Annotated in this window: 20 protein-coding genes; 15 read left to right on the top strand and 5 right to left on the bottom strand. The window is 64.1% G+C overall.

Annotated features, from left to right (window positions below):
- Positions 1-338: 338 nt before the first annotated feature.
- Both FB481_RS05670 and FB481_RS05665 read right to left on the bottom strand, forming a co-directional pair.
- Entirely contained in the window at positions 339-1,484 is a 1,146-nt protein-coding gene (locus FB481_RS05670; RefSeq protein ID WP_093500525.1) for a PilT/PilU family type 4a pilus ATPase, read from the bottom strand.
- A gap of 210 nt (positions 1,485-1,694) precedes the next feature.
- Entirely contained in the window at positions 1,695-2,729 is a 1,035-nt protein-coding gene (locus FB481_RS05665) for a type IV pilus twitching motility protein PilT (protein ID WP_013789435.1), read from the bottom strand.
- A 136-nt stretch (positions 2,730-2,865) separates the two neighbouring features.
- Here FB481_RS05665 and FB481_RS05660 point away from each other — a divergent pair, with 136 nt between their 5' ends.
- From FB481_RS05660 to FB481_RS05610, 11 genes are all read left to right on the top strand, one after another.
- The gene (locus FB481_RS05660) at positions 2,866-3,552 is read left to right on the top strand and encodes a YggS family pyridoxal phosphate-dependent enzyme (protein WP_147175407.1); all 687 of its coding nucleotides are present in this window, start codon (positions 2,866-2,868) and stop codon (positions 3,550-3,552) included.
- Positions 3,553-3,589: 37 nt separating this feature from the next.
- Positions 3,590-4,408 (top strand): pyrroline-5-carboxylate reductase, encoded by an 819-nt coding sequence (gene proC, locus FB481_RS05655; protein ID WP_147175405.1) that lies wholly within the window; start codon positions 3,590-3,592, stop codon positions 4,406-4,408.
- A gap of 11 nt (positions 4,409-4,419) precedes the next feature.
- Positions 4,420-5,010: a YggT family protein gene (locus FB481_RS05650; RefSeq protein ID WP_093500531.1), complete on the top strand. Its 591-nt coding sequence runs from the start codon at positions 4,420-4,422 to the stop codon at positions 5,008-5,010.
- A gap of 145 nt (positions 5,011-5,155) precedes the next feature.
- On the top strand, positions 5,156-5,452 hold the full coding sequence (locus FB481_RS05645; RefSeq protein WP_147175403.1) for a DUF167 domain-containing protein: 297 nt from the start codon (positions 5,156-5,158) through the stop codon (positions 5,450-5,452).
- A gap of 109 nt (positions 5,453-5,561) precedes the next feature.
- Positions 5,562-7,544, top strand: a complete 1,983-nt coding sequence (locus FB481_RS05640) for a dynamin-like GTPase family protein (RefSeq protein ID WP_147175401.1) — start codon at positions 5,562-5,564, stop codon at positions 7,542-7,544.
- A gap of 123 nt (positions 7,545-7,667) precedes the next feature.
- On the top strand, positions 7,668-8,807 hold the full coding sequence (locus tag FB481_RS05635) for a homoserine O-acetyltransferase (protein ID WP_075959572.1): 1,140 nt from the start codon (positions 7,668-7,670) through the stop codon (positions 8,805-8,807).
- A gap of 2 nt (positions 8,808-8,809) precedes the next feature.
- Positions 8,810-9,430, top strand: coding sequence for a methionine biosynthesis protein MetW (metW, locus tag FB481_RS05630; RefSeq protein ID WP_093500538.1), 621 nt, complete (start codon positions 8,810-8,812; stop codon positions 9,428-9,430).
- Between the two features lie 8 nt (positions 9,431-9,438).
- The gene (locus FB481_RS05625; protein WP_147175399.1) at positions 9,439-9,843 is read left to right on the top strand and encodes a DUF4426 domain-containing protein; all 405 of its coding nucleotides are present in this window, start codon (positions 9,439-9,441) and stop codon (positions 9,841-9,843) included.
- Positions 9,840-10,433, top strand: coding sequence for an RdgB/HAM1 family non-canonical purine NTP pyrophosphatase (rdgB, locus tag FB481_RS05620; RefSeq protein WP_093500542.1), 594 nt, complete (start codon positions 9,840-9,842; stop codon positions 10,431-10,433). The genes FB481_RS05625 and rdgB overlap by 4 nt, the downstream gene beginning before the upstream one ends.
- 84 nt (positions 10,434-10,517) lie before the next feature.
- A complete protein-coding gene (gene hemW, locus FB481_RS05615; RefSeq protein WP_147175397.1) occupies positions 10,518-11,672 on the top strand; it encodes a radical SAM family heme chaperone HemW in 1,155 nt (384 codons plus the stop codon).
- Positions 11,673-11,749: 77 nt separating this feature from the next.
- The gene (locus FB481_RS05610) at positions 11,750-12,073 is read left to right on the top strand and encodes a DUF3392 domain-containing protein (RefSeq protein WP_147175395.1); all 324 of its coding nucleotides are present in this window, start codon (positions 11,750-11,752) and stop codon (positions 12,071-12,073) included.
- Positions 12,074-12,079: 6 nt separating this feature from the next.
- Here FB481_RS05610 and FB481_RS05605 read toward each other — a convergent pair whose 3' ends face one another.
- From FB481_RS05605 to rph, 3 genes are all read right to left on the bottom strand, one after another.
- Entirely contained in the window at positions 12,080-13,078 is a 999-nt protein-coding gene (locus FB481_RS05605; RefSeq protein WP_147175393.1) for a hypothetical protein, read from the bottom strand.
- A gap of 132 nt (positions 13,079-13,210) precedes the next feature.
- Positions 13,211-13,585, bottom strand: coding sequence for a DUF4870 domain-containing protein (locus FB481_RS05600; RefSeq protein WP_147175391.1), 375 nt, complete (start codon positions 13,583-13,585; stop codon positions 13,211-13,213).
- Between the two features lie 26 nt (positions 13,586-13,611).
- Entirely contained in the window at positions 13,612-14,334 is a 723-nt protein-coding gene (gene rph / locus FB481_RS05595; protein WP_093500552.1) for a ribonuclease PH, read from the bottom strand.
- Positions 14,335-14,497: 163 nt separating this feature from the next.
- Between rph and FB481_RS05590 the strand changes: the two genes are divergently transcribed.
- From FB481_RS05590 to spoT, 4 genes are all read left to right on the top strand, one after another.
- Positions 14,498-15,361, top strand: coding sequence for a YicC/YloC family endoribonuclease (locus tag FB481_RS05590; protein ID WP_093500554.1), 864 nt, complete (start codon positions 14,498-14,500; stop codon positions 15,359-15,361).
- A gap of 45 nt (positions 15,362-15,406) precedes the next feature.
- Positions 15,407-16,027 carry a guanylate kinase gene (gene gmk / locus FB481_RS05585; RefSeq protein ID WP_147175389.1) on the top strand — a complete coding sequence of 207 codons (621 nt, stop codon included), beginning with the start codon at positions 15,407-15,409 and terminating at the stop codon, positions 16,025-16,027.
- A gap of 177 nt (positions 16,028-16,204) precedes the next feature.
- Entirely contained in the window at positions 16,205-16,468 is a 264-nt protein-coding gene (gene rpoZ / locus FB481_RS05580) for a DNA-directed RNA polymerase subunit omega (RefSeq protein ID WP_013789418.1), read from the top strand.
- A gap of 60 nt (positions 16,469-16,528) precedes the next feature.
- Complete coding sequence (gene spoT / locus FB481_RS05575) at positions 16,529-18,637, top strand: bifunctional GTP diphosphokinase/guanosine-3',5'-bis pyrophosphate 3'-pyrophosphohydrolase (RefSeq protein ID WP_093500558.1); 2,109 nt, start codon at positions 16,529-16,531, stop codon at positions 18,635-18,637.
- Positions 18,638-18,699 lie beyond the last annotated feature (62 nt).

Genomic DNA, 18,699 nt, shown 5'->3' with positions numbered 1-18,699 from the left:
TGCTTGTTTTTCTGAGCTGCCGTATAGGCAGCTCAGAAAAGCCCGGCGCAAGATCACCTCGAGCAGAAAATCTTCACTGCCGTATAGGCAGATCAGAAATGATGCAGCAGCAGTACGCGCGATTGCGGCGCCTTCACTGCCGTGTAGGCAGCTCAGAAACAGCGGCGCTGCTGCCCTGGCTCGCGTGGACGCTTCACTGCCGCGTAGGCAGCTCAGAAACTCGGCGATGTGGTCGAGTGGTGGCTTTCGCGCTTCACTGCTGTGTAGGCAGCCCAAGGCAGCTAACAAAAAACCCGCCGAAGCGGGTTTTGTTCTGTAAGACCTGAGCAATCAGACGCTTAGCGAAACCGCCGCCCCTGATCTTCGTCGCTGATTTCCAATGACAGCCCCTGGGACATGCTGGTCAGGTGCTCGCCGTCGGTTTCCGAGCCGAGCTTGATCATCAGGCGCAGATCGTTGGCCGAGTCGGCGTACAGCAGGGCATCTTCGTAGGTGATCTCACCTTGGCTGTAGAGGTTGTAGAGTGCCTGGTCGAAGGTCTGCATACCGTGCTCGGTAGAGCGCTTCATTAGGCCCTTGAGTTCGTGCACCTCGCCCTTACGGATCAGGTCGGCAGCCAGCGGGGTGTTGATCAGCACTTCGATCACCGCGCGGCGCCCCTTGCCATCGGGCGTGGGGATCAGCTGTTGGGCGACGATGGCCTTGAGGTTCAGCGACAGGTCCATCCATACCTGGTTCTGCCGGTCCGCCGGGAAGAAGTTGATGATCCGGTCCAGCGCCTGGTTGGCGTTGTTGGCGTGCAGAGTGGCCAGGCACAGGTGGCCGGTTTCGGCGAAGGCCACGGCGTGGTCCATGGTCTCTCGGGTACGCACCTCACCGATGAGAATCACGTCCGGCGCCTGGCGCAGGGTGTTCTTCAGCGCGACCTCGAAGGAATCGGTGTCGATGCCCACTTCGCGCTGGGTAACGATGCAGTTCTGGTGCTGGTGAATGTATTCGATCGGGTCTTCGATGGAGATGATGTGGCCGCTGCTGTTCTTGTTGCGGTAGCCGATCATCGCCGCCAGCGAGGTGGACTTGCCGGTACCGGTGGCGCCGACGAACAACACCAGGCCGCGCTTGGTCAGCGCCAGCTTCTTGAGGATTTCCGGCAGCTTGAGGTCGTCCAGCGTCGGGATGTTGGTCTCGATACGGCGCAGCACCATACCGGCCAGGTTGCGCTGATAGAAGGCGCTGACCCGGAATCGGCCGATGCCGCGGGCGCTGATGGCGAAGTTGCACTCGTGGTTTTCGGCGAACTCCCGGCGCTGCTGCTCGTTCATCACCCCGTGCACGGTTTCGCGGGTCATTTCCGGCGAAAGCGGAGTCTTGGTCACGGGCATGATCTTGCCGTTGACCTTCATCGACGGTGGCACGCCGGCAGTGATGAACAAATCGGAGCCGCCCTTCTCGACCATCAGGCGCAACAGTTTTTCGAATTCCATGGGTGCCTACCTAAATGCGCTGGCGCGATGTTCAATTGCCGGCGGAGGGAAGATCCGCCAGCCGGGCCAAGAATCTGTTCACGATCTTGCGAGCTAGAGCGATACAAGGCAAAAACAAGCGAGGAAGCGGAGTTTACAAGTGGTAAATGAGCATTCCGAGCTTGTTTTTAACGCAGTAGCGCCGACGCGCAGCTGGTCGTGAATAGATTCTCAGAAGTTTTCGGGGGTCTTGGCTTTTTCACGGGCACTTTCACGGCTGACCAGGCCTTTGGAAACCAGCCGTTTCAGGCAGGAGTCGAGGGTTTCCATACCCAGTGCACCGCCGGTCTGGATGGCCGAATACATCTGCGCCACCTTGTCTTCGCGGATCAGGTTTCGGATCGCCGGGGTACCGATCATGATTTCGTGGGCCGCCACCCGACCGCCGCCGATCTTCTTCAACAGGGTCTGGGAAATCACCGCCTGCAGGGATTCGGACAGCATGGAGCGAACCATGGACTTTTCCTCGGCCGGGAACACGTCGACCACCCGGTCGATGGTCTTGGCGGCGGAGGTGGTGTGCAGGGTGCCGAACACCAGGTGACCGGTTTCCGCGGCGGTCAGCGCCAGGCGAATGGTTTCCAGGTCACGCATCTCGCCGACCAGAATGATGTCCGGGTCTTCACGCAGAGCCGAGCGCAGGGCTTCGGAGAAGCCATGGGTATCACGGTGCACTTCACGCTGGTTGACCAGGCACTTCTTCGACTCGTGGACGAATTCGATGGGGTCTTCGACGGTGAGAATGTGGTGGTACTTGTTGCTGTTGATGTAGTCGAGCATCGCCGCCAGGGTGGTCGACTTGCCCGAACCAGTCGGCCCGGTGACCAGCACCAGCCCACGCGGCACGTCGGAGACCTTCTTGAAGATCTCGCCCATCCCCAAGTCTTCCATGCTCAGCACTTTCGATGGAATGGTCCGGAATACCGCGCCGCTGCCGCGGTTCTGGTTGAAGGCGTTGACCCGGAAGCGCGCCACGCCGGGCACTTCGAACGAGAAGTCGGTCTCCAGGAATTCTTCGAAGTCCTTGCGCTGCTTGTCGTTCATGATGTCGTAGATCAGCGCGTGCACCTGCTTGTGGTCCAGGGCAGGCAGGTTGATCCGGCGCACATCGCCGTCGACCCGGATCATCGGCGGCAAGCCTGCGGAAAGGTGCAGGTCCGACGCGCCTTGCTTGGCGCTGAAGGCAAGCAGCTCGGTGATATCCATGGGACTCCCTAATGACGGTAGAATGCCGCGTAACTTAAGGATGGGGGCCTTGGCGGATCACCAGGCGGCTGCGCGAGCACGCCCTTGGCAGACTACCGTGAGGCCCGCAGAAACGCTCAGGCGGCAGGCGCAGGTAATGTCCACGATAGCAGAGAATATTGCAAAGGTCGGTGTGCGGATCCGTGAGGCGGCGCAAGCCTCGCAGCGAGATTTTTACTCTGTCGGGCTGCTGGCGGTGAGCAAGACCAAGCCCGCCGAAGCGATTCGTGAAGCCCACGCGGCCGGCCTGCGGGATTTTGGTGAAAACTACCTGCAGGAAGCGCTCGACAAGCAGGCGCTGCTCGCCGACCTGCCGCTGACCTGGCATTTCATCGGCCCCATCCAGTCAAACAAGACCCGCCCCATTGCCGAGCATTTCGCCTGGGTACACTCGGTGGACCGCCTGAAAGTCGCCGAACGCCTGAGCGCCCAGCGCCCCGTCGAGCTGGCACCGCTGAACATCTGCCTGCAGGTCAACGTCAGCGGCGAAGCGAGCAAGTCCGGCTGCCAGCCCGAGGAACTCGCTGCCCTGGCACAGGCGGTTACACAACTGCCCAACCTGCGTTTGCGCGGATTGATGACAATCCCCGCGCCCACCGATGACGTGGCCGAGCAACGCGCGGCGTTCGCCCGCCTGCGCGCACTGCGGGACGCGCTGAACCTCGATCTCGACACCCTGTCCATGGGCATGAGCCACGACCTCGAAGCGGCCATCGCCGAGGGCGCGAGCTGGGTGCGTATCGGCACGGCGCTGTTCGGCGAACGCGATTACGGCAAGGTTTGAATTACCCGATCTCGACTCTTCAGACAGGAACCTCACCATGACCACTCCCCGTATCGCCTTCATCGGCGCCGGCAACATGGCTGCCAGCCTGATCGGCGGGCTGCTCGCCCAGGGCCTGCCAGCAGGCGCCATCCGCGCCAGCGACCGCGGCACCGAACAGCGCGAGAAGATCGCCGCCGAACACGGCATCGACGTGGTGGCCAGCAATGCCGAGGCCTGCCGTGACGCCGACGTGATCGTCCTGGCGGTCAAGCCCCAGGTCATGAAGGACGTGTGCCTGGACCTGGCGCCCCATGTGCAGGCCGGCCAGTTGATCGTCTCCATCGCCGCCGGCATCACCAGCGCCAGCCTGGAAAACTGGCTGGGCGCGCGGGCCATCGTACGCTGCATGCCCAATACCCCGTCGCTGCTGCGCCTGGGCGCCAGCGGCCTGTACGCCAATGCGCAGGTCAGCGCCGCGCAGCGCCAGCAGGCCGAGCAGTTGCTCAGCGCTGTAGGCATGGCGGTGTGGCTGGAAGAGGAAAAGCTGATCGACGCCGTGACCGCCGTGTCCGGCAGCGGCCCGGCTTACTTCTTCCTGCTGATCGAGGCGATGACCGCCAGCGGTGAGAAGCTCGGCCTGCCCCGCGATGTCGCCGCCAAGCTGACCCTGCAGACCGCCCTGGGCGCCGCACAGATGGCATTGAACAGCGATGTCGACGCCGCCGAGCTGCGTCGCCGCGTCACTTCGCCGGCCGGTACCACCGAGGCGGCGATCAAGACATTCCAGGCTGGCGGCTTCGAAGCCCTGGTCGAGCAGGCCGTCAAGGCCGCCGATCAGCGCTCGGCCGAGCTGGCCGAACAACTGGGTCAATAAGGAGACAATCAATGATCGGTCTGAACACCGCAGCCGTTTACATCCTGCAGACCATCGGCAGCTTCTACCTGCTGATCGTGCTGCTGCGCTTCATCCTGCAACTGGTTCGCGCGGACTTCTACAACCCGCTCAGCCAGTTCATCGTGCGCGCCACCCACCCGATTCTCAAGCCACTGCGCCGTATCATCCCCAGCCTCGGCGGCCTCGACCTGGCGTCGCTGGTGCTGGCGCTGATCGTCCAGTTCGTACTGATGGCCCTGACCCTGATGCTCATGGGCGTCGGCATCGGCGACCCGCTGCTGATTCTGGTGTGGTCGATCATTGGCGTGACCGCCTTGCTGCTCAAGGTGTTCTTCTTCGCCCTGATCATCAGCGTGATCCTCTCCTGGGTCGCCCAGGGCACCCACAACCCGGCCGCCCTGCTGGTCAACCAGATCTGCGAGCCGCTGCTGATGCCGATCCGCCGCGTCCTACCCAACCTGGGCGGCCTGGACCTGTCGCCCATCGTGGCGTTCCTGATCCTCAACCTGATCGACATGCTGGTGATCCGCAACCTGGCGATCAGTACCGGCATGTTCAGCGGCCTGAGCCTGGCGATCTAAGCTCTCATGATCTGCTGCGCGTCGGCCCTACTGCGTTAAAAACAGGCTCGGACTGCTCATTTACAACTCGTAAACTCCGCGTCCTCGCCTGTTTTTGCCTTGTAGCGCTCTAGCTCGCGAGATCATGAACAGGTTCTAAAAGTCGATGAGTTTCTTTCGCTGGGACGGCGATGCGCTGATCCTCGACTGCCACCTGCAGCCCAAGGCGAGCAACGATGCGTTCGCCGGGCTGCACGGCGAACGCCTGAAGATCCGCCTTACCGCCCCGCCAGTGGACGGCAAGGCCAATGCCCACCTGCTGGTTTTTCTGGCAGCCGCCTTTGGCGTCGCAAAAAGCCAGGTCAGCCTGGAAAGCGGCCAGCAGAGCCGCCAGAAGCGGGGGCGCATTCAGGCGCCCAGCAAATTGCCCGGCGAACTCGGCCTGACCGCTCGCCCATCCTGAACGACCATCAGGTGCCAATGCACCCCACTCGCCATTGACGCCGCCTGCGCCCCTCGCATAATGCTCGGCAGCCCGCATCGAAGTCGATGCCTTGTCAGGGAACCTACCGATGAGCATGGAACGTCTCAGTGAGCAGGTCGATGCGTACGTCGCCTGGAAGCGCGAACTGGTCCGCGAGATCACCCGCTACCGCAGCTGGCTGGCCCACAACCGGCTGAGCAGCGAGGGCGTCGAGGCACGCCTGGAGCGGGCGCTGCGCCTGCTGCGCACCGACCACATCACCCTGGCCTTCGTCGGCGAGTTCTCCCGCGGCAAGACCGAGCTGATCAACAGCCTGTTCTTCTCCGAATACGGCCAGCGCCTGCTGCCCTCCCAGGCCGGACGCACCACCATGTGCCCGACCGAGATTCTTTTCGATCCGGGCGCCGCGCAGCCCTATATCCGCCTGCTGCCCATCGAGACGCGTATTGCCGAGGCCAGCGTGGCGCAGTTCAAGCGCACACCCCGCCACTGGGTGAACGTCGCCCTCGACACCAATGACCCGGACGGCATGGCCAAGGCTTTCGCCCAGGTCGCCGCCAGCAAGGCGATGCCGGTGGAGAAAGCGATCAGCCTCGGCTTTCACCCGGACAATCTGGAAAGTACCGACAAATCCGGCCAGGTGCTGGTGCCGGCCTGGCGCCACGCCATCGTCAACTTCGACCACCCGCTGCTGCGCCAGGGCCTGCGCATTCTCGACACGCCGGGGCTCAATGCCCTGGGCTGCGAGCCGGAGCTGACCCTGTCGATGCTGCCCAGCGCCCAGGCGGTGATCTTCCTGCTGTCCGCCGACACGGGCGTGACGGCCAGCGACCTGGATATCTGGCAGCAGCACGTACAGCCCCTCGACGAGGAGCGCCAGGGCTGTCTGTACGCGGTGCTGAACAAGATAGACGTGCTGTGGGACGACCTGGCCGGCGACACCTTCGTGGCCAATGCCATCGAGCGGGTGCGCATGCAGGCCGCCCGCCATCTGGGCATCGCCGGCCGGGACATCCTGCCGCTGTCGGCCAAGCAGGCGCTGCTCGCCAAGGTGCGTCAGGATCCGGCATTGCTGGCGCGCAGCCAAATGGCCGAACTCGAGACGCTGCTCTGCGAGCGCATCGTGGCGCAAAAGGAACGGCTGCTCGAAGAGCGCGTGGTGCGCCAGGTGCTGGCCATGCTCAACAACAGCCAGCACGTGCTCGGCCTGCGCCTGGCCAAGGTCAACGAACAGCTGGAGCTGCTCGACGAGCGCCGCCAGGACAACGGCCAGATGCTCATGGAGCTGACCAGCCGTACCAAGGACGATCACACCCTGCACCACAAGCGCCTGGTGGCGCTGCGCACCAATCAGCGCCTGCTGCGCAACCAGGGCGAGCGCCTGAAGACCTCGGCCCAAGCGGAAAAGCTCGAAGCGCACCTCGCCCAGCTGCGTCGTCAGCTCAATGGTGCCTGGACGACCCTGGGCATCAACCAGGCGATCCTCGGTTTCTTCACCGCGGTCGAGGACGACCTGCACAGCCTGTCCCACGATGCCGACATGGCCAACCGCATGGTCGAGGCCATCTACCGCCGGCACAACGAGGAGAACCCGCTGCAGGCGGTCGATGCGCCGCGCTTCGAACTGGCGGACTACGTGCGCGAACTGCGCCATCTGCAGAAGAAGGGCGACCGCTTCCGCCTGCGCCTCAAGACCCTGCTGACCGAGCAGCGCAGCCTGGGCCGACGTTTCTTCGCCACACTGGTGCAGGAAGTCATCGGCCTGCACCGCCGCCTGCGCCGCGACGCCGAGCGCTGGGCCGACGAGGCGCTGATGCCGCTGATGCAGCACACCCTGGAGCACAAGCAGTTGCTGGAAGGCCACATGCTGCGCCTCAAGGCCCTGGCCCAGGACACCCAGCACGGTCGCCAGCGCCACCAGCAACTGGCCCAGTATGCCGATGAACTCAAGCAGCAACTGACCCAGGCCGGCGAAATGCTGCGCGTGATGCGCCGCCCGGCACCCATCCAGCGGCAAGCCAAGGTGGTCACCCTCAAGGGCATGCCGCGCCCGGTCGGCAACCTCGAGTAGCCGGCAGCGGGATATGCCGCGCTAGCGGGCTCAGCCAGCGCGGCCAGCAGTTTCCTTGCCGCTGACAGGCGCGCTCTTTAGACTGCTGCACTTTCCCGTACCTTCCTTAGCCGAGCAGAGTCGATGTCGACTGTTTTTCCTCAAGACTCCGTTGGCCTGGTGACGCCGCAGATCGCCAGGTTTTCCGAGCCACTGGCGCTGGCCTGCGGCCGCAGCCTGGCCGACTACCAGCTGATCTACGAAACCTACGGCGAGCTCAACGCCAATGCCAGCAACGCGGTGCTAATCTGCCACGCGCTGTCCGGCCATCACCACGCCGCCGGTTACCACAGTGCCGATGACCGCAAGCCGGGTTGGTGGGACAGCTGCATCGGCCCCGGCAAGCCGCTGGACACCAACCGCTTCTTCGTCGTCAGCCTCAACAACCTGGGCGGCTGCAACGGCTCGACCGGCCCGTCCGACATCAACCCGGCCACCGGCAAGCCATTCGGCGCCGACTTCCCGGTAATGACCGTTGAAGACTGGGTCAACAGCCAGGCACGCCTGGCCGACTTGCTGGGCATCGGGCAGTGGGCCGCGGTGGTCGGTGGCAGCCTGGGCGGCATGCAGGCCATGCAGTGGACCATCAGCTACCCGGAGCGCGTGCGCCACTGCCTGGCCATCGCCTCGGCACCGAAGCTCTCGGCGCAGAACATCGCCTTCAACGAAGTGGCGCGCCAGGCGATTCTCACCGACCCGGAGTTTCATGGCGGGCACTTCCAGGACCAGGGCGTGATTCCCAAGCGCGGCCTGATGCTGGCACGCATGGTCGGGCACATCACCTACCTGTCCGATGACGCCATGGGTGAGAAATTCGGCCGCGGTTTGAAGAACGAGAAACTCAACTACGACTTCCACAGCGTGGAATTCCAGGTCGAAAGCTACCTGCGCTACCAGGGCGAGGAGTTCTCCGGGCGTTTCGATGCCAACACCTACCTGCTGATGACCAAGGCGCTGGACTACTTCGACCCGGCCGCCGAGCACGACGGCGACCTGGCCAAGACCCTGGCCAAGGCCAAGGCGGACTTTTGCGTGATGTCGTTCACCACCGACTGGCGCTTCTCGCCGGCCCGCTCGCGGGAAATCGTCGACGCCCTGCTCGCCGCCCGCAAGAACGTCTGCTACCTGGAAATCGACGCGCCGCAAGGCCACGACGCCTTCCTGATGCCGATCCCCCGCTACCTGCAGGGTTTTGCCAGCTACATGAAACGGATCGAGGTGTAAGCATGCGAGCCGACCTAGAGATCATCCAGGAATGGATTCCTGCCGGCAGCCGCGTCCTCGACCTGGGCTGCGGCGACGGCGAACTGCTCGCCTGGCTGGGCGCCAACAAGCAGGTGACCGGCTACGGCCTGGAAATCGACCCGGAAAAGATCGCCCAATGCATCGGCAAGGGCGTCAACGTCATCGAACAGAACCTCGACGAAGGCCTGGGCAACTTCGCCAGCGACAGCTTCGACGTGGTGGTCATGACCCAGTCCCTGCAGGCGCTGCACTTTCCCGACAAGGTGCTGGCCGAGATGCTGCGCGTCGGCAAGACCTGCATCATCACCTTTCCCAACTTCGGTCACTGGCGCTGCCGCTGGTACCTGGCCAGCAAGGGCCGCATGCCGGTGTCCGACTTCCTCCCGTACACCTGGTACAACACGCCGAACATCCACTTCTGCACCTTCGAGGACTTCGAACGCCTGTGCCACCAGCAGAGCGCCCGGGTGCTCGACCGCCTGGCCGTGGACCGCGAGCACCGGCATGGCTGGGCCAGCCGCGCCTGGCCGAACCTGCTGGGCGAGATCGGCATCTACCGCATCAGCGGCCACAATGCGCACGACGTGCGCATCGCCAACTAGGCCGCCCCATGCGCCTGCTCGCCATGTTGATCGCCCTGTGCCTGAGCCTGCCGGCACTGGCCGACAACCGCATGCAGCGCCTTGGCGACCTGCAGGTGTATTACAGCGCCTTCAACGCCAACTACCTGCAACCGCAGATCGCCCATGCCAGCGGCCTGGTGCGCAGCGCCAAGCTGGGGGTGTTGAACATCAGCGTACTGCGCGGCGGCAAGCCGACGGCAGCAGAGATCAGCGGCGAGGTGAAGAACGTGCTGGGCCATGGCCAGGCGCTGACCTTCGTCGAACAGCGCGAGGGCGAATTCGTTTCCTACCTGGCGCAGTTTCCCATCGAATCCCGTGAGGTGCTGCTGTTCAACCTGCAGGTGAACGGCCAGCGCCTGGACTTCAACCAGGAACTCTTTCCGGAGCCATGATGCCTTTCCCAGAACTCGTCCTCGCCAGCCACAACGCCGGCAAACTCAAGGAACTGCAAGCCATGCTCGGCGACCGCGTGCGCCTGCGCTCGGTCGGTGAGTTCAGCCAGGTGGAGCCGGAGGAAACCGGCCTGTCGTTCGTCGAGAACGCCATCCTCAAGGCGCGTAATGCCTCGCGCCTGTCCGGCCTGCCAGCGCTGGCCGACGACTCCGGCCTGGCGGTGGATGTTCTCGGCGGGGCGCCAGGCATCTATTCGGCCCGCTACGCCGATGGCCAGGGCGATGCCGCCAACAACGCCAAGCTGCTGGCGGCCCTCAAGGAGGTGCCGGACGCCGAGCGCGGCGCCCAGTTCGTCTGCTGCCTGGCCCTGGTGCGACACGCCGACGACCCGCTGCCGATTCTCTGCGAAGGCCTGTGGCACGGCCGCATCCTGCATGAGGCGCGCGGCGAGCACGGCTTCGGTTACGACCCGCTGTTCTGGGTCGAGGAGCGCCAGTGCTCCAGCGCCGAACTGTCGCCGGCCGACAAGAACCAGCTCAGCCACCGCGCCATTGCCATGAAGTTGCTCAAGCAGCGCCTGGGTTTGTAAGCGCTTTCGAATGGGGCGTTTCGTCCACGCACGTTGGTAGTTTGCCCAACTCGTGCCACGATAGCGCCCCGCAACCACCCTGCCGTGATCCAGAAGCCTGTGTTCCAGCTGCCGCCCCTGGCCCTGTACGTCCATATTCCCTGGTGCGTGCGCAAGTGCCCCTACTGCGATTTCAACTCCCACGCCGCCGGCCCCAACCTGCCGGAAGAGGCCTACGTCGACGCGCTGCTCGCCGATCTCGACGCTGACCTGGTCCAGGCCCACGGCCGCCCGCTGACCTCGATCTTCTTCGGCGGCGGCACGCCCAGCCTGTTTTCCGCCAAGGCCCTGGGCCGCCTGCTCGAAGGGGTGGAGCGGCGCATTCCGTTCGCCGGCGATATCGAGATCACCTTGGAAGCCAACCCGGGCACCTTCGAGCAGGAGAAATTCGCCGCCTACCGGCGTCTGGGCATCAATCGCCTGTCGATCGGCGTGCAGAGCTTCCAGGCGGAAAAACTCAAGGCCCTGGGGCGCATCCATGACGGCGATGAAGCCGTGCGCGCCGCCGACATGGCACGCGCCGCCGGCTTCGACAATTTCAACCTGGATCTGATGCACGGCCTGCCAGATCAGTCCCTAGATGACGCACTGGGCGACCTGCGCATCGCCATCGCCCAGGCGCCGACCCACCTGTCCTGGTACCAGCTGACGGTGGAGCCGAACACGGTGTTCTGGAACCAGCCGCCGGTGCTGCCCGAGGACGATACCCTGTGGGACATCCAAGAGGCTGGCCAGGCGCTGCTCGCCGAGCACGGTTACGCCCAGTACGAAGTGTCGGCCTACGCGCAGCCCGAGCGCATGGCGCGGCACAACCTGAATTACTGGACCTTCGGCGATTTCCTCGGCATTGGTGCCGGCGCCCACGGCAAGCTGAGTACGCCGGATGGCCGCATCAGCCGTACCTGGAAAACCCGCTTGCCCAAGGATTACCTCGACTCCGCCAAGCGCTACAGCGCCGGTGAACGGCTCCTCACTGCCGAGGAGCTGCCGTTCGAGTTCCTGATGAACGTGCTGCGCCTGAGCGATGGCTGCAGCGCCGAGCTGTTCAGCCAACGCACGGGCCTGCCCCTGGAGCAATTGGCCGAGGCCCGCGAACAGGCCCAGCGTCGCGGCCTGCTGCAAGCGGATCCGGCGCGCCTGACGGCCACCCGCGAAGGCCAGCTGTTTCTCAATGATCTGCTGCAGTATTTCCTGCCCTGAATCGCCGCGCTGCGAACCAACGGCGCGCCGGATGATCCGAGGCAGCAGGATTCAATCGTCACGTCTGAGGAGCAACCATGGATTATGTGCTGGACCTGATCGCCACCGTGTCACGCTGGGGCCGCGGCCACCTCAGCGAGATTTCACTGGGGCTCATGGCCACCCTGCTGGTGCTGTTCGGCCCGGCGATCAATGCCTGGATTCAAGGACGCATAGGCAGCCTCAATTTCGTGCTGCGCACCTTGATATTCGTCGCGGTCTGCGTGGTCGGCTACGGCCTGGCGCTGGTCTACCTGACGCCGCTGCTCACTCAATTGCTGGGTCACTTCAACAATTACACCCTGGCGCCGGTGCTGCTGGTGGTGATGTTCCTGATCGGTGTGCTGGCGGATCGCAGCTGAGCCGGCTCAGGGCACGACCTTGAACCAGTCGACCACGCCCACATCGCCATTGCGGTGGGTGCCCAGCACCTCACCGTCGGCCCGCTGCTCTACCGAGATATCCGGCTCGACCGGCTTGCCATCACGACGGTCGACAGCCGGCGCCCCGCTCAGTGGGCTGAACAGCAGGTTGCCGTTGAATGCCCGCACCCGGGTATCTACCGGGTACTGCATGGGGCCGAGCTGCATAGGCTCGGCCAACTCGCCCTGCCAGTCCTGTAGCGCGCCATAAGGGCCGTCGACCCACAGGTTCCATAGCCGCACCTTGAGCCCCTGGAACTGCACCGGGGTGTCGGTGGTTTCCAGCTGCCAGCGGCTCTCGCCGACCGCATGCACGATCATCGGCTCCGGCCAGGTAATGCCGGCCACCTGGCTGCCGGCCGCCAGCGTGCAGCTTTCCAGTTGCCATTGACGGACCTCGAAGCGCGCACCGGACGGATAGCCGAAGGTTACCGGCGCCTGCGCCGAGCACTGCCAGCCGCCGAATTTGGCATCATCGACCAGCTGGGCCTCGGCCAGCTGGTCGCCGACATCAAGACGGCGCACCGCGGCGCCCTGCAGCATAAGCGGCTGACTGTCGAATTCGGCGCGTTGCAGGCTCTGCAAACCGTAGGGCAGGTTATCGCCACTGAGGTTCCTGCCCGCCTCCAGGCGCTCCAGCCACACCCGCGTGCCGGCGGGCAGCACCAGCTCACCGAGGACCTGCTCGCTGTCCAGACGCGGGCTCAGCGCGCGCTGCTCGGCCAACTGTTTGGCCTCCCAGCGCAGAAACTCGACGGTAGGCAGGCTGCCAGCGATCAGGAATACGGCCAGCAGTCCGAACCACCAGGGGTGCAAGCGGATAAAGCGCCGGGAACGGCGATTGAGCAAGGCGACCAGCAGTGCCGCCAGGGCCGCGACGCACACCAGAGACACCAGCAGGAACAATGATCCGAGCATCATGGCCAGTGGGTTGATGGGGATCATGGGCGTCCTTGTGAGCTCGATGGGGCGTTTTCGTGGCAGAGCTTAAGAGTCGCCTTCGGGCGAATCAACACTTGGTTACACTTCAATAAAAAAGCCAGCATTGCGCTGGCTTTTTCTGCGATCAGGCGAGGATTACTTGATCAATCTCAGGCAGAACGGGTAGCGGTAATGCTTACCCTCACCGGCCTTGATGCCGCCGATAATGGTCAGTACCACGGTGCCGATGCACAGCAGCCCCATCAGCAGAAAACCGATGAGTACCAGCATCAGCAGCAGGCAGACAATGCCGGCAATGGCCACCGTCAGTTGGAAGTTGAGCGCCTCCTTGCCTTGCTCGTCGATAAAGCCGTGCTGATCCTTCTTCACCTGCCAGACCACCAACGGACCGATCAGATTGCCGAAGGGAAATACGAAGCCGAGGGCGGCCGCGAAGTGGCAGATCATCGCCCACTGGCGCGCATCCCGATTGGGCTCGTCAGCAGGCGTCACGGCGTTATGCTCATCCATCACGACTCTCCTCGGTCAGCGAAACATCACTCGGCCAGCGCAGCCTGCTGCAGGGCGAACAACTCGCCCATGCCTTGCTGCGCCAGGGCCAGCATGGCATTCAGCTCGGCAGGCTGGAACGGCGCGCCTTCGGCGGTGCCCTGCACCTCGATGAAGCCACCGGTGCTGGTCATCACCACGTTCAGATCGGTTTCGGCGGCGGAATCTTCCAGGTAATCAAGATCCAGCACCGGCTCGCCCTGGTAGATCCCGACGGACACCGCCGCGATCATCTGCTTGAGCGGGTCGCCGCCTTTCAGGCCGCCACGCTTCTTCATCACCTTCAGGGCATCCACCAGTGCAACCATGGCGCCGGTAATAGACGCGGTGCGGGTGCCGCCGTCGGCCTGGATCACGTCGCAGTCGACGTACAGGGTGTTCTCGCCCAGTTTGCTCATGTCCAGTGCGGCGCGCAGCGAGCGGCCGATCAGGCGCTGGATCTCCAGGGTACGGCCGCCCTGCTTGCCCTTGCTGGCTTCACGCTGGTTACGGTCGCCAGTAGCGCGCGGCAGCATGCCGTACTCGGCGGTCACCCAGCCCTGGCCCTGGCCTTTCAGAAAGCGCGGTACGCCCTGCTCAACGCTGACGGTGCAGATCACCTTGGTGTCGCCGAACTCGACCAGCACCGAACCTTCGGCGTGCTTGGTGTAGTTGCGGGAGATGCGGATAGGGCGCAACTGATCGGCGGCGCGGCCACTGGGACGTTTCATCAACAAATACCTGCTCTCAAGTAGAATCTGCCGCGCATTATAGGGGCTGTTGCCACCGGGCCGCGACCGCGCCTGCCCGATGGCACCGCACCGGGTTTGGGAGCCACCGGCGCTGTGCGCTACAATCGCCGCCTTTGCCCTACAGCAAGCCGAGGTAAGCAGCATGATCCACAGCATGACGGCCTTCGCCCGCACCGAGCAGGCAGGTGCCAACGGCACCCTGAGCTGGGAGCTGCGCTCGGTCAACCACCGCTACCTCGAACCCCACCTGCGCCTGCCGGAAGCCTTCCGCGATCTCGAAGGCGCGGTGCGCGAAGCGCTGCGTCAGGGTTTGTCGCGCGGCAAGGTGGAATGCACCCTGCGCTACACCGAAGAAAACACCGGCAAGCCGCTGCAGGTCGACCGCGAGCGGGCTACCCAACTGATCGCTGCCGCCGAAAGCGTCGCCGCACTGATCAAGCAACCCGCGCCGCTGAACCCTCTGGAAGTGCTCGGCTGGCCCGGCGTGTTGGTTGCCGATAGCAGCGACCCGCAAGCGCTGAATAAAGCCGCCCTGGAGCTGTTCGGCAATGCCCTCGACGAGCTGAAGAGTGGCCGCGGCCGCGAAGGCGCCGAGCTGGCCAAGCTGCTCAACGAGCGCCTCGACAGCATGCTTGAGGAAGTCGCCGCCCTGCGCGAGCTGGTGCCGCAGATGCTCGAGGCGCAGCGCCAGAAGATCATCGAGCGCTGCCGCGAAATGCAGGCCGAGCTCGACCCGCAGCGCCTGGAGCAGGAGCTGGTGATGCTCGCCCAGAAGAGCGACGTCGCCGAGGAGCTGGATCGCCTGAGCACCCACGTCACCGAAGTGCGCCGCGTCCTCAAGGCCGGCGGCGCAGCCGGGCGCCGCCTGGACTTCCTGATGCAGGAACTCAACCGCGAAGCCAACACCCTCGGCTCCAAGGCATTCGACCCGCGCAGCACCCAGGCGGCGGTCAACCTCAAGGTGTTGATCGAGCAAATGCGCGAGCAGGTGCAGAACATCGAATAATGGTGCCCAGGCGCCTTCCGACCCCAACCGTTTCAGGACTGATCCATGAGCACCACCAGCGGCACGCTGTACATCATTTCCGCCCCCTCGGGCGCTGGCAAGAGCAGCCTGGTGAACGCGCTGATCGACAGCGAGCCGCACATTCGCGTGTCGGTGTCGCACACCACTCGTGCCATGCGCCCAGGTGAAGTCGACGGCGTGCACTACCACTTCGTGGATCACGCACAGTTCACCGCCATGCTCGAGCAGGGCGAATTCCTCGAGCACGCTCAGGTATTCGACAATTTCTACGGCACCTCACAGCGCGCACTGGAAAAGACCCTGGCCGAGGGCATCGACCTGATCCTGGAGATCGACTGGCAAGGCGCCCAGCAGGTGCGCAAGCTGATGCCCCAAGCGAAATCGATCTTCATCCTGCCGCCGACCCGCGAAGCGCTCCGCCACCGCCTGACCAATCGCGGCCAGGACAGCGGCGAGATCATCGAACGCCGCATGCGCGACGCCGTCAGTGAGATGAGTCATTACGTCGAATACGACTACCTGGTGATCAACGATGATTTCAGCCATGCTCTCAGCGACCTGAGGGCGGTGTTTCGCGCCAACCAGCTGCTGCAGACCGCCCAACATCAACGCCATGCCGGCCTGCTGAGCGAGTTGCTGGCCTGAGCCGAAGCCGAAGGGCGGTGCAAAACCGCCCATTCAAGTCGACAAAATCCCGCCCGGCGTTGCGAACGCGTGCCTCTCAGCGAGTTTCGCTTCCCTTAATGCTGGCGTTTTTCTAGACTATTCAGTCCGCTCGCCCATTCGGGCCCAGCCAATTTTGCATTCGCTACGAGGAACACCATGGCTCGCGTTACCGTTGAAGACTGCCTGGACAACGTCGATAACCGCTTCGAGCTGGTCATGCTTGCCACCAAGCGCGCTCGTCAAATCGCCACTGGCGGCAAAGAGCCGAAAGTAGCCTGGGAAAACGACAAGCCGACCGTAGTCGCCCTGCGCGAAATCGCCAGCGGCCTGGTTGACGCCGAAATCGTCGCCCAGGAAGACATCATCGAAGAAGAACCGCTGTTCGCAGCCTTCGAGGAAGAGGCGAACGAGCCTCTGTAAGCCTATGCCGGGTCGAAAGCGTACGTCGCAGGTGCACAATGCACGGCAGGGGAGCCTCCCATGCCGAGCATAGACGCCCTCGCGGACAGGCTTTCGGGCTACCTGGGCGACGAACAGGTCAACCTCGTTCGTCGCGCCTACTTCTACGCCGAACAGGCGCACGACGGGCAACGCCGCCGCAGCGGTGAAGCCTACGTGACCCATCCGCTGGCCGTGGCCAGCATCCTCGCCGACATGCACATGGACCATCAGAGCCTGATGGCCGCCATGCTGCACGACGTGATCGAAGACACCGGCATCGCCAAGGAAGCCCTGCACGCGCAGTTCGGCGAGTCCGTGGCGGAGCTGGTGGATGGGGTCAGCAAGCTGACCCAGATGAACTTCGAGACCAAGGCCGAGGCGCAGGCCGAGAACTTCCAGAAGATGGCCATGGCCATGGCCCGCGACATCCGCGTGATCCTGGTCAAGCTGGCCGACCGCCTGCACAACATGCGCACCCTGGAAGTGCTGTCCGGAGAGAAACGCCGGCGCATCGCCAAGGAAACCCTGGAAATCTACGCACCCATCGCCAACCGGCTGGGCATGCACAGCATGCGCGTGGAATTCGAGGATCTGGGCTTCAAGGCCATGCACCCGATGCGCTCCGAGCGCATCCGCGCCGCCGTGCGCCGCGCCCGGGGCAACCGCAAGGAAATCGTCACGCGCATCGAGGAATCGCTGCTGCACTGCCTCGAACGCGAAGGCCTGAGCGGCGAAGTGGTTGGCCGCGAGAAGCACCTCTACAGCATCTACCAGAAGATGCGCGGCAAGCGTAAGTCGTTCAACGAGATCATGGACGTCTACGCCTTTCGCATCGTGGTCGACAAGGTCGACACCTGCTACCGCGTGCTCGGCGCCGTGCACAACCTCTACAAGCCGCTGCCGGGGCGCTTCAAGGACTACATCGCGATCCCCAAGGCCAACGGCTACCAGTCGCTACACACCACGCTGTTCGGCATGCATGGCGTGCCCATCGAGATCCAGATCCGCACCCGCGAGATGGAAGAGATGGCCAACAACGGCATCGCCGCGCACTGGCTGTACAAATCCAACGAGGACGAGCTGCCCAAGGGCAACCACGCCCGCGCCCGCCAGTGGGTCAAGGGCGTGCTGGAGCTGCAGCAGCGTGCTGGCAACTCCTTGGAATTCATCGAGAGCGTGAAGATCGACCTGTTCCCGGACGAGGTCTACGTCTTCACACCCAAAGGCCGCATCATGGAGCTGCCCAAGGGCTCCACGGCCGTGGACTTCGCCTACGCGGTGCATACCGACGTCGGCAATACCTGCATCGCCTGCCGCATCAATCGCCGCCTGGCGCCGCTGTCCCAGGCGCTGGAAAGCGGCTCCACCGTGGAAATCGTCAGCGCGCCGGGGGCGCGGCCGAATCCGGCCTGGCTGAATTTCGTGGTCACCGGCAAGGCGCGCACCCATATTCGTCACGCGCTGAAACTGCAGCGCCGCTCGGAGTCGGTGAGCCTGGGCGAGCGCCTGCTCAACAAGGTGCTGGCCAGCTTCGAAACCCATCTGGACAAGGTGCCCGCCGAGCGCCAGCTGGCCGTGCTCAACGAATACCGCATGGAAACCTTCGACGACCTGCTCGAAGACATCGGCCTGGGCAACCGCATGGCCTACGTGGTGGCGCGCCGCCTGCTGGCCAGCGAGGGCGAGGAGCTGCCAAACGCCGAAGGCCCCCTGGCGATCCGTGGCACCGAGGGCCTGGTGCTCAGCTACGCCAAGTGCTGTACGCCGATTCCGGGTGACCCGATCGTTGGCCACCTCTCGGCCGGCAAGGGCATGGTGGTGCACATGGACACCTGCCGGAACATCAGCGAAGTGCGCCACAACCCGGAAAAATGCATCCAGCTGGCCTGGGCCAAGGATGTGACCGGCGAATTCAACGTCGAACTGCGCGTCGAGCTGGAACACCAGCGCGGTCTGATCGCACTACTGGCGAGCAGCGTCAACGCCGCCGACGGCAACATCGAGAAAATCAGCATGGACGAGCGCGACGGCCGCGTCAGCGTGGTTCAGCTGGTGGTCAGCGTGCATGACCGCGTACACCTGGCCCGGGTGATCAAGAAGCTGCGCACTCTGCCCGGCGTCATGCGCATCACCCGCACCAAGGCGTGACCTGTCGCACCATTGCCGCTCTGAAGAGAAGCGCCCTGCTCAGCAGTGTTGCTGCCTGGAAG

The sequence above is a fragment of the Pseudomonas sp. AG1028 genome, assembly GCF_007993955.1.
Lineage (GTDB): Bacteria > Pseudomonadota > Gammaproteobacteria > Pseudomonadales > Pseudomonadaceae > Aquipseudomonas > Aquipseudomonas straminea.
This window is presented reverse-complemented; position numbering and strand designations above follow the sequence as displayed.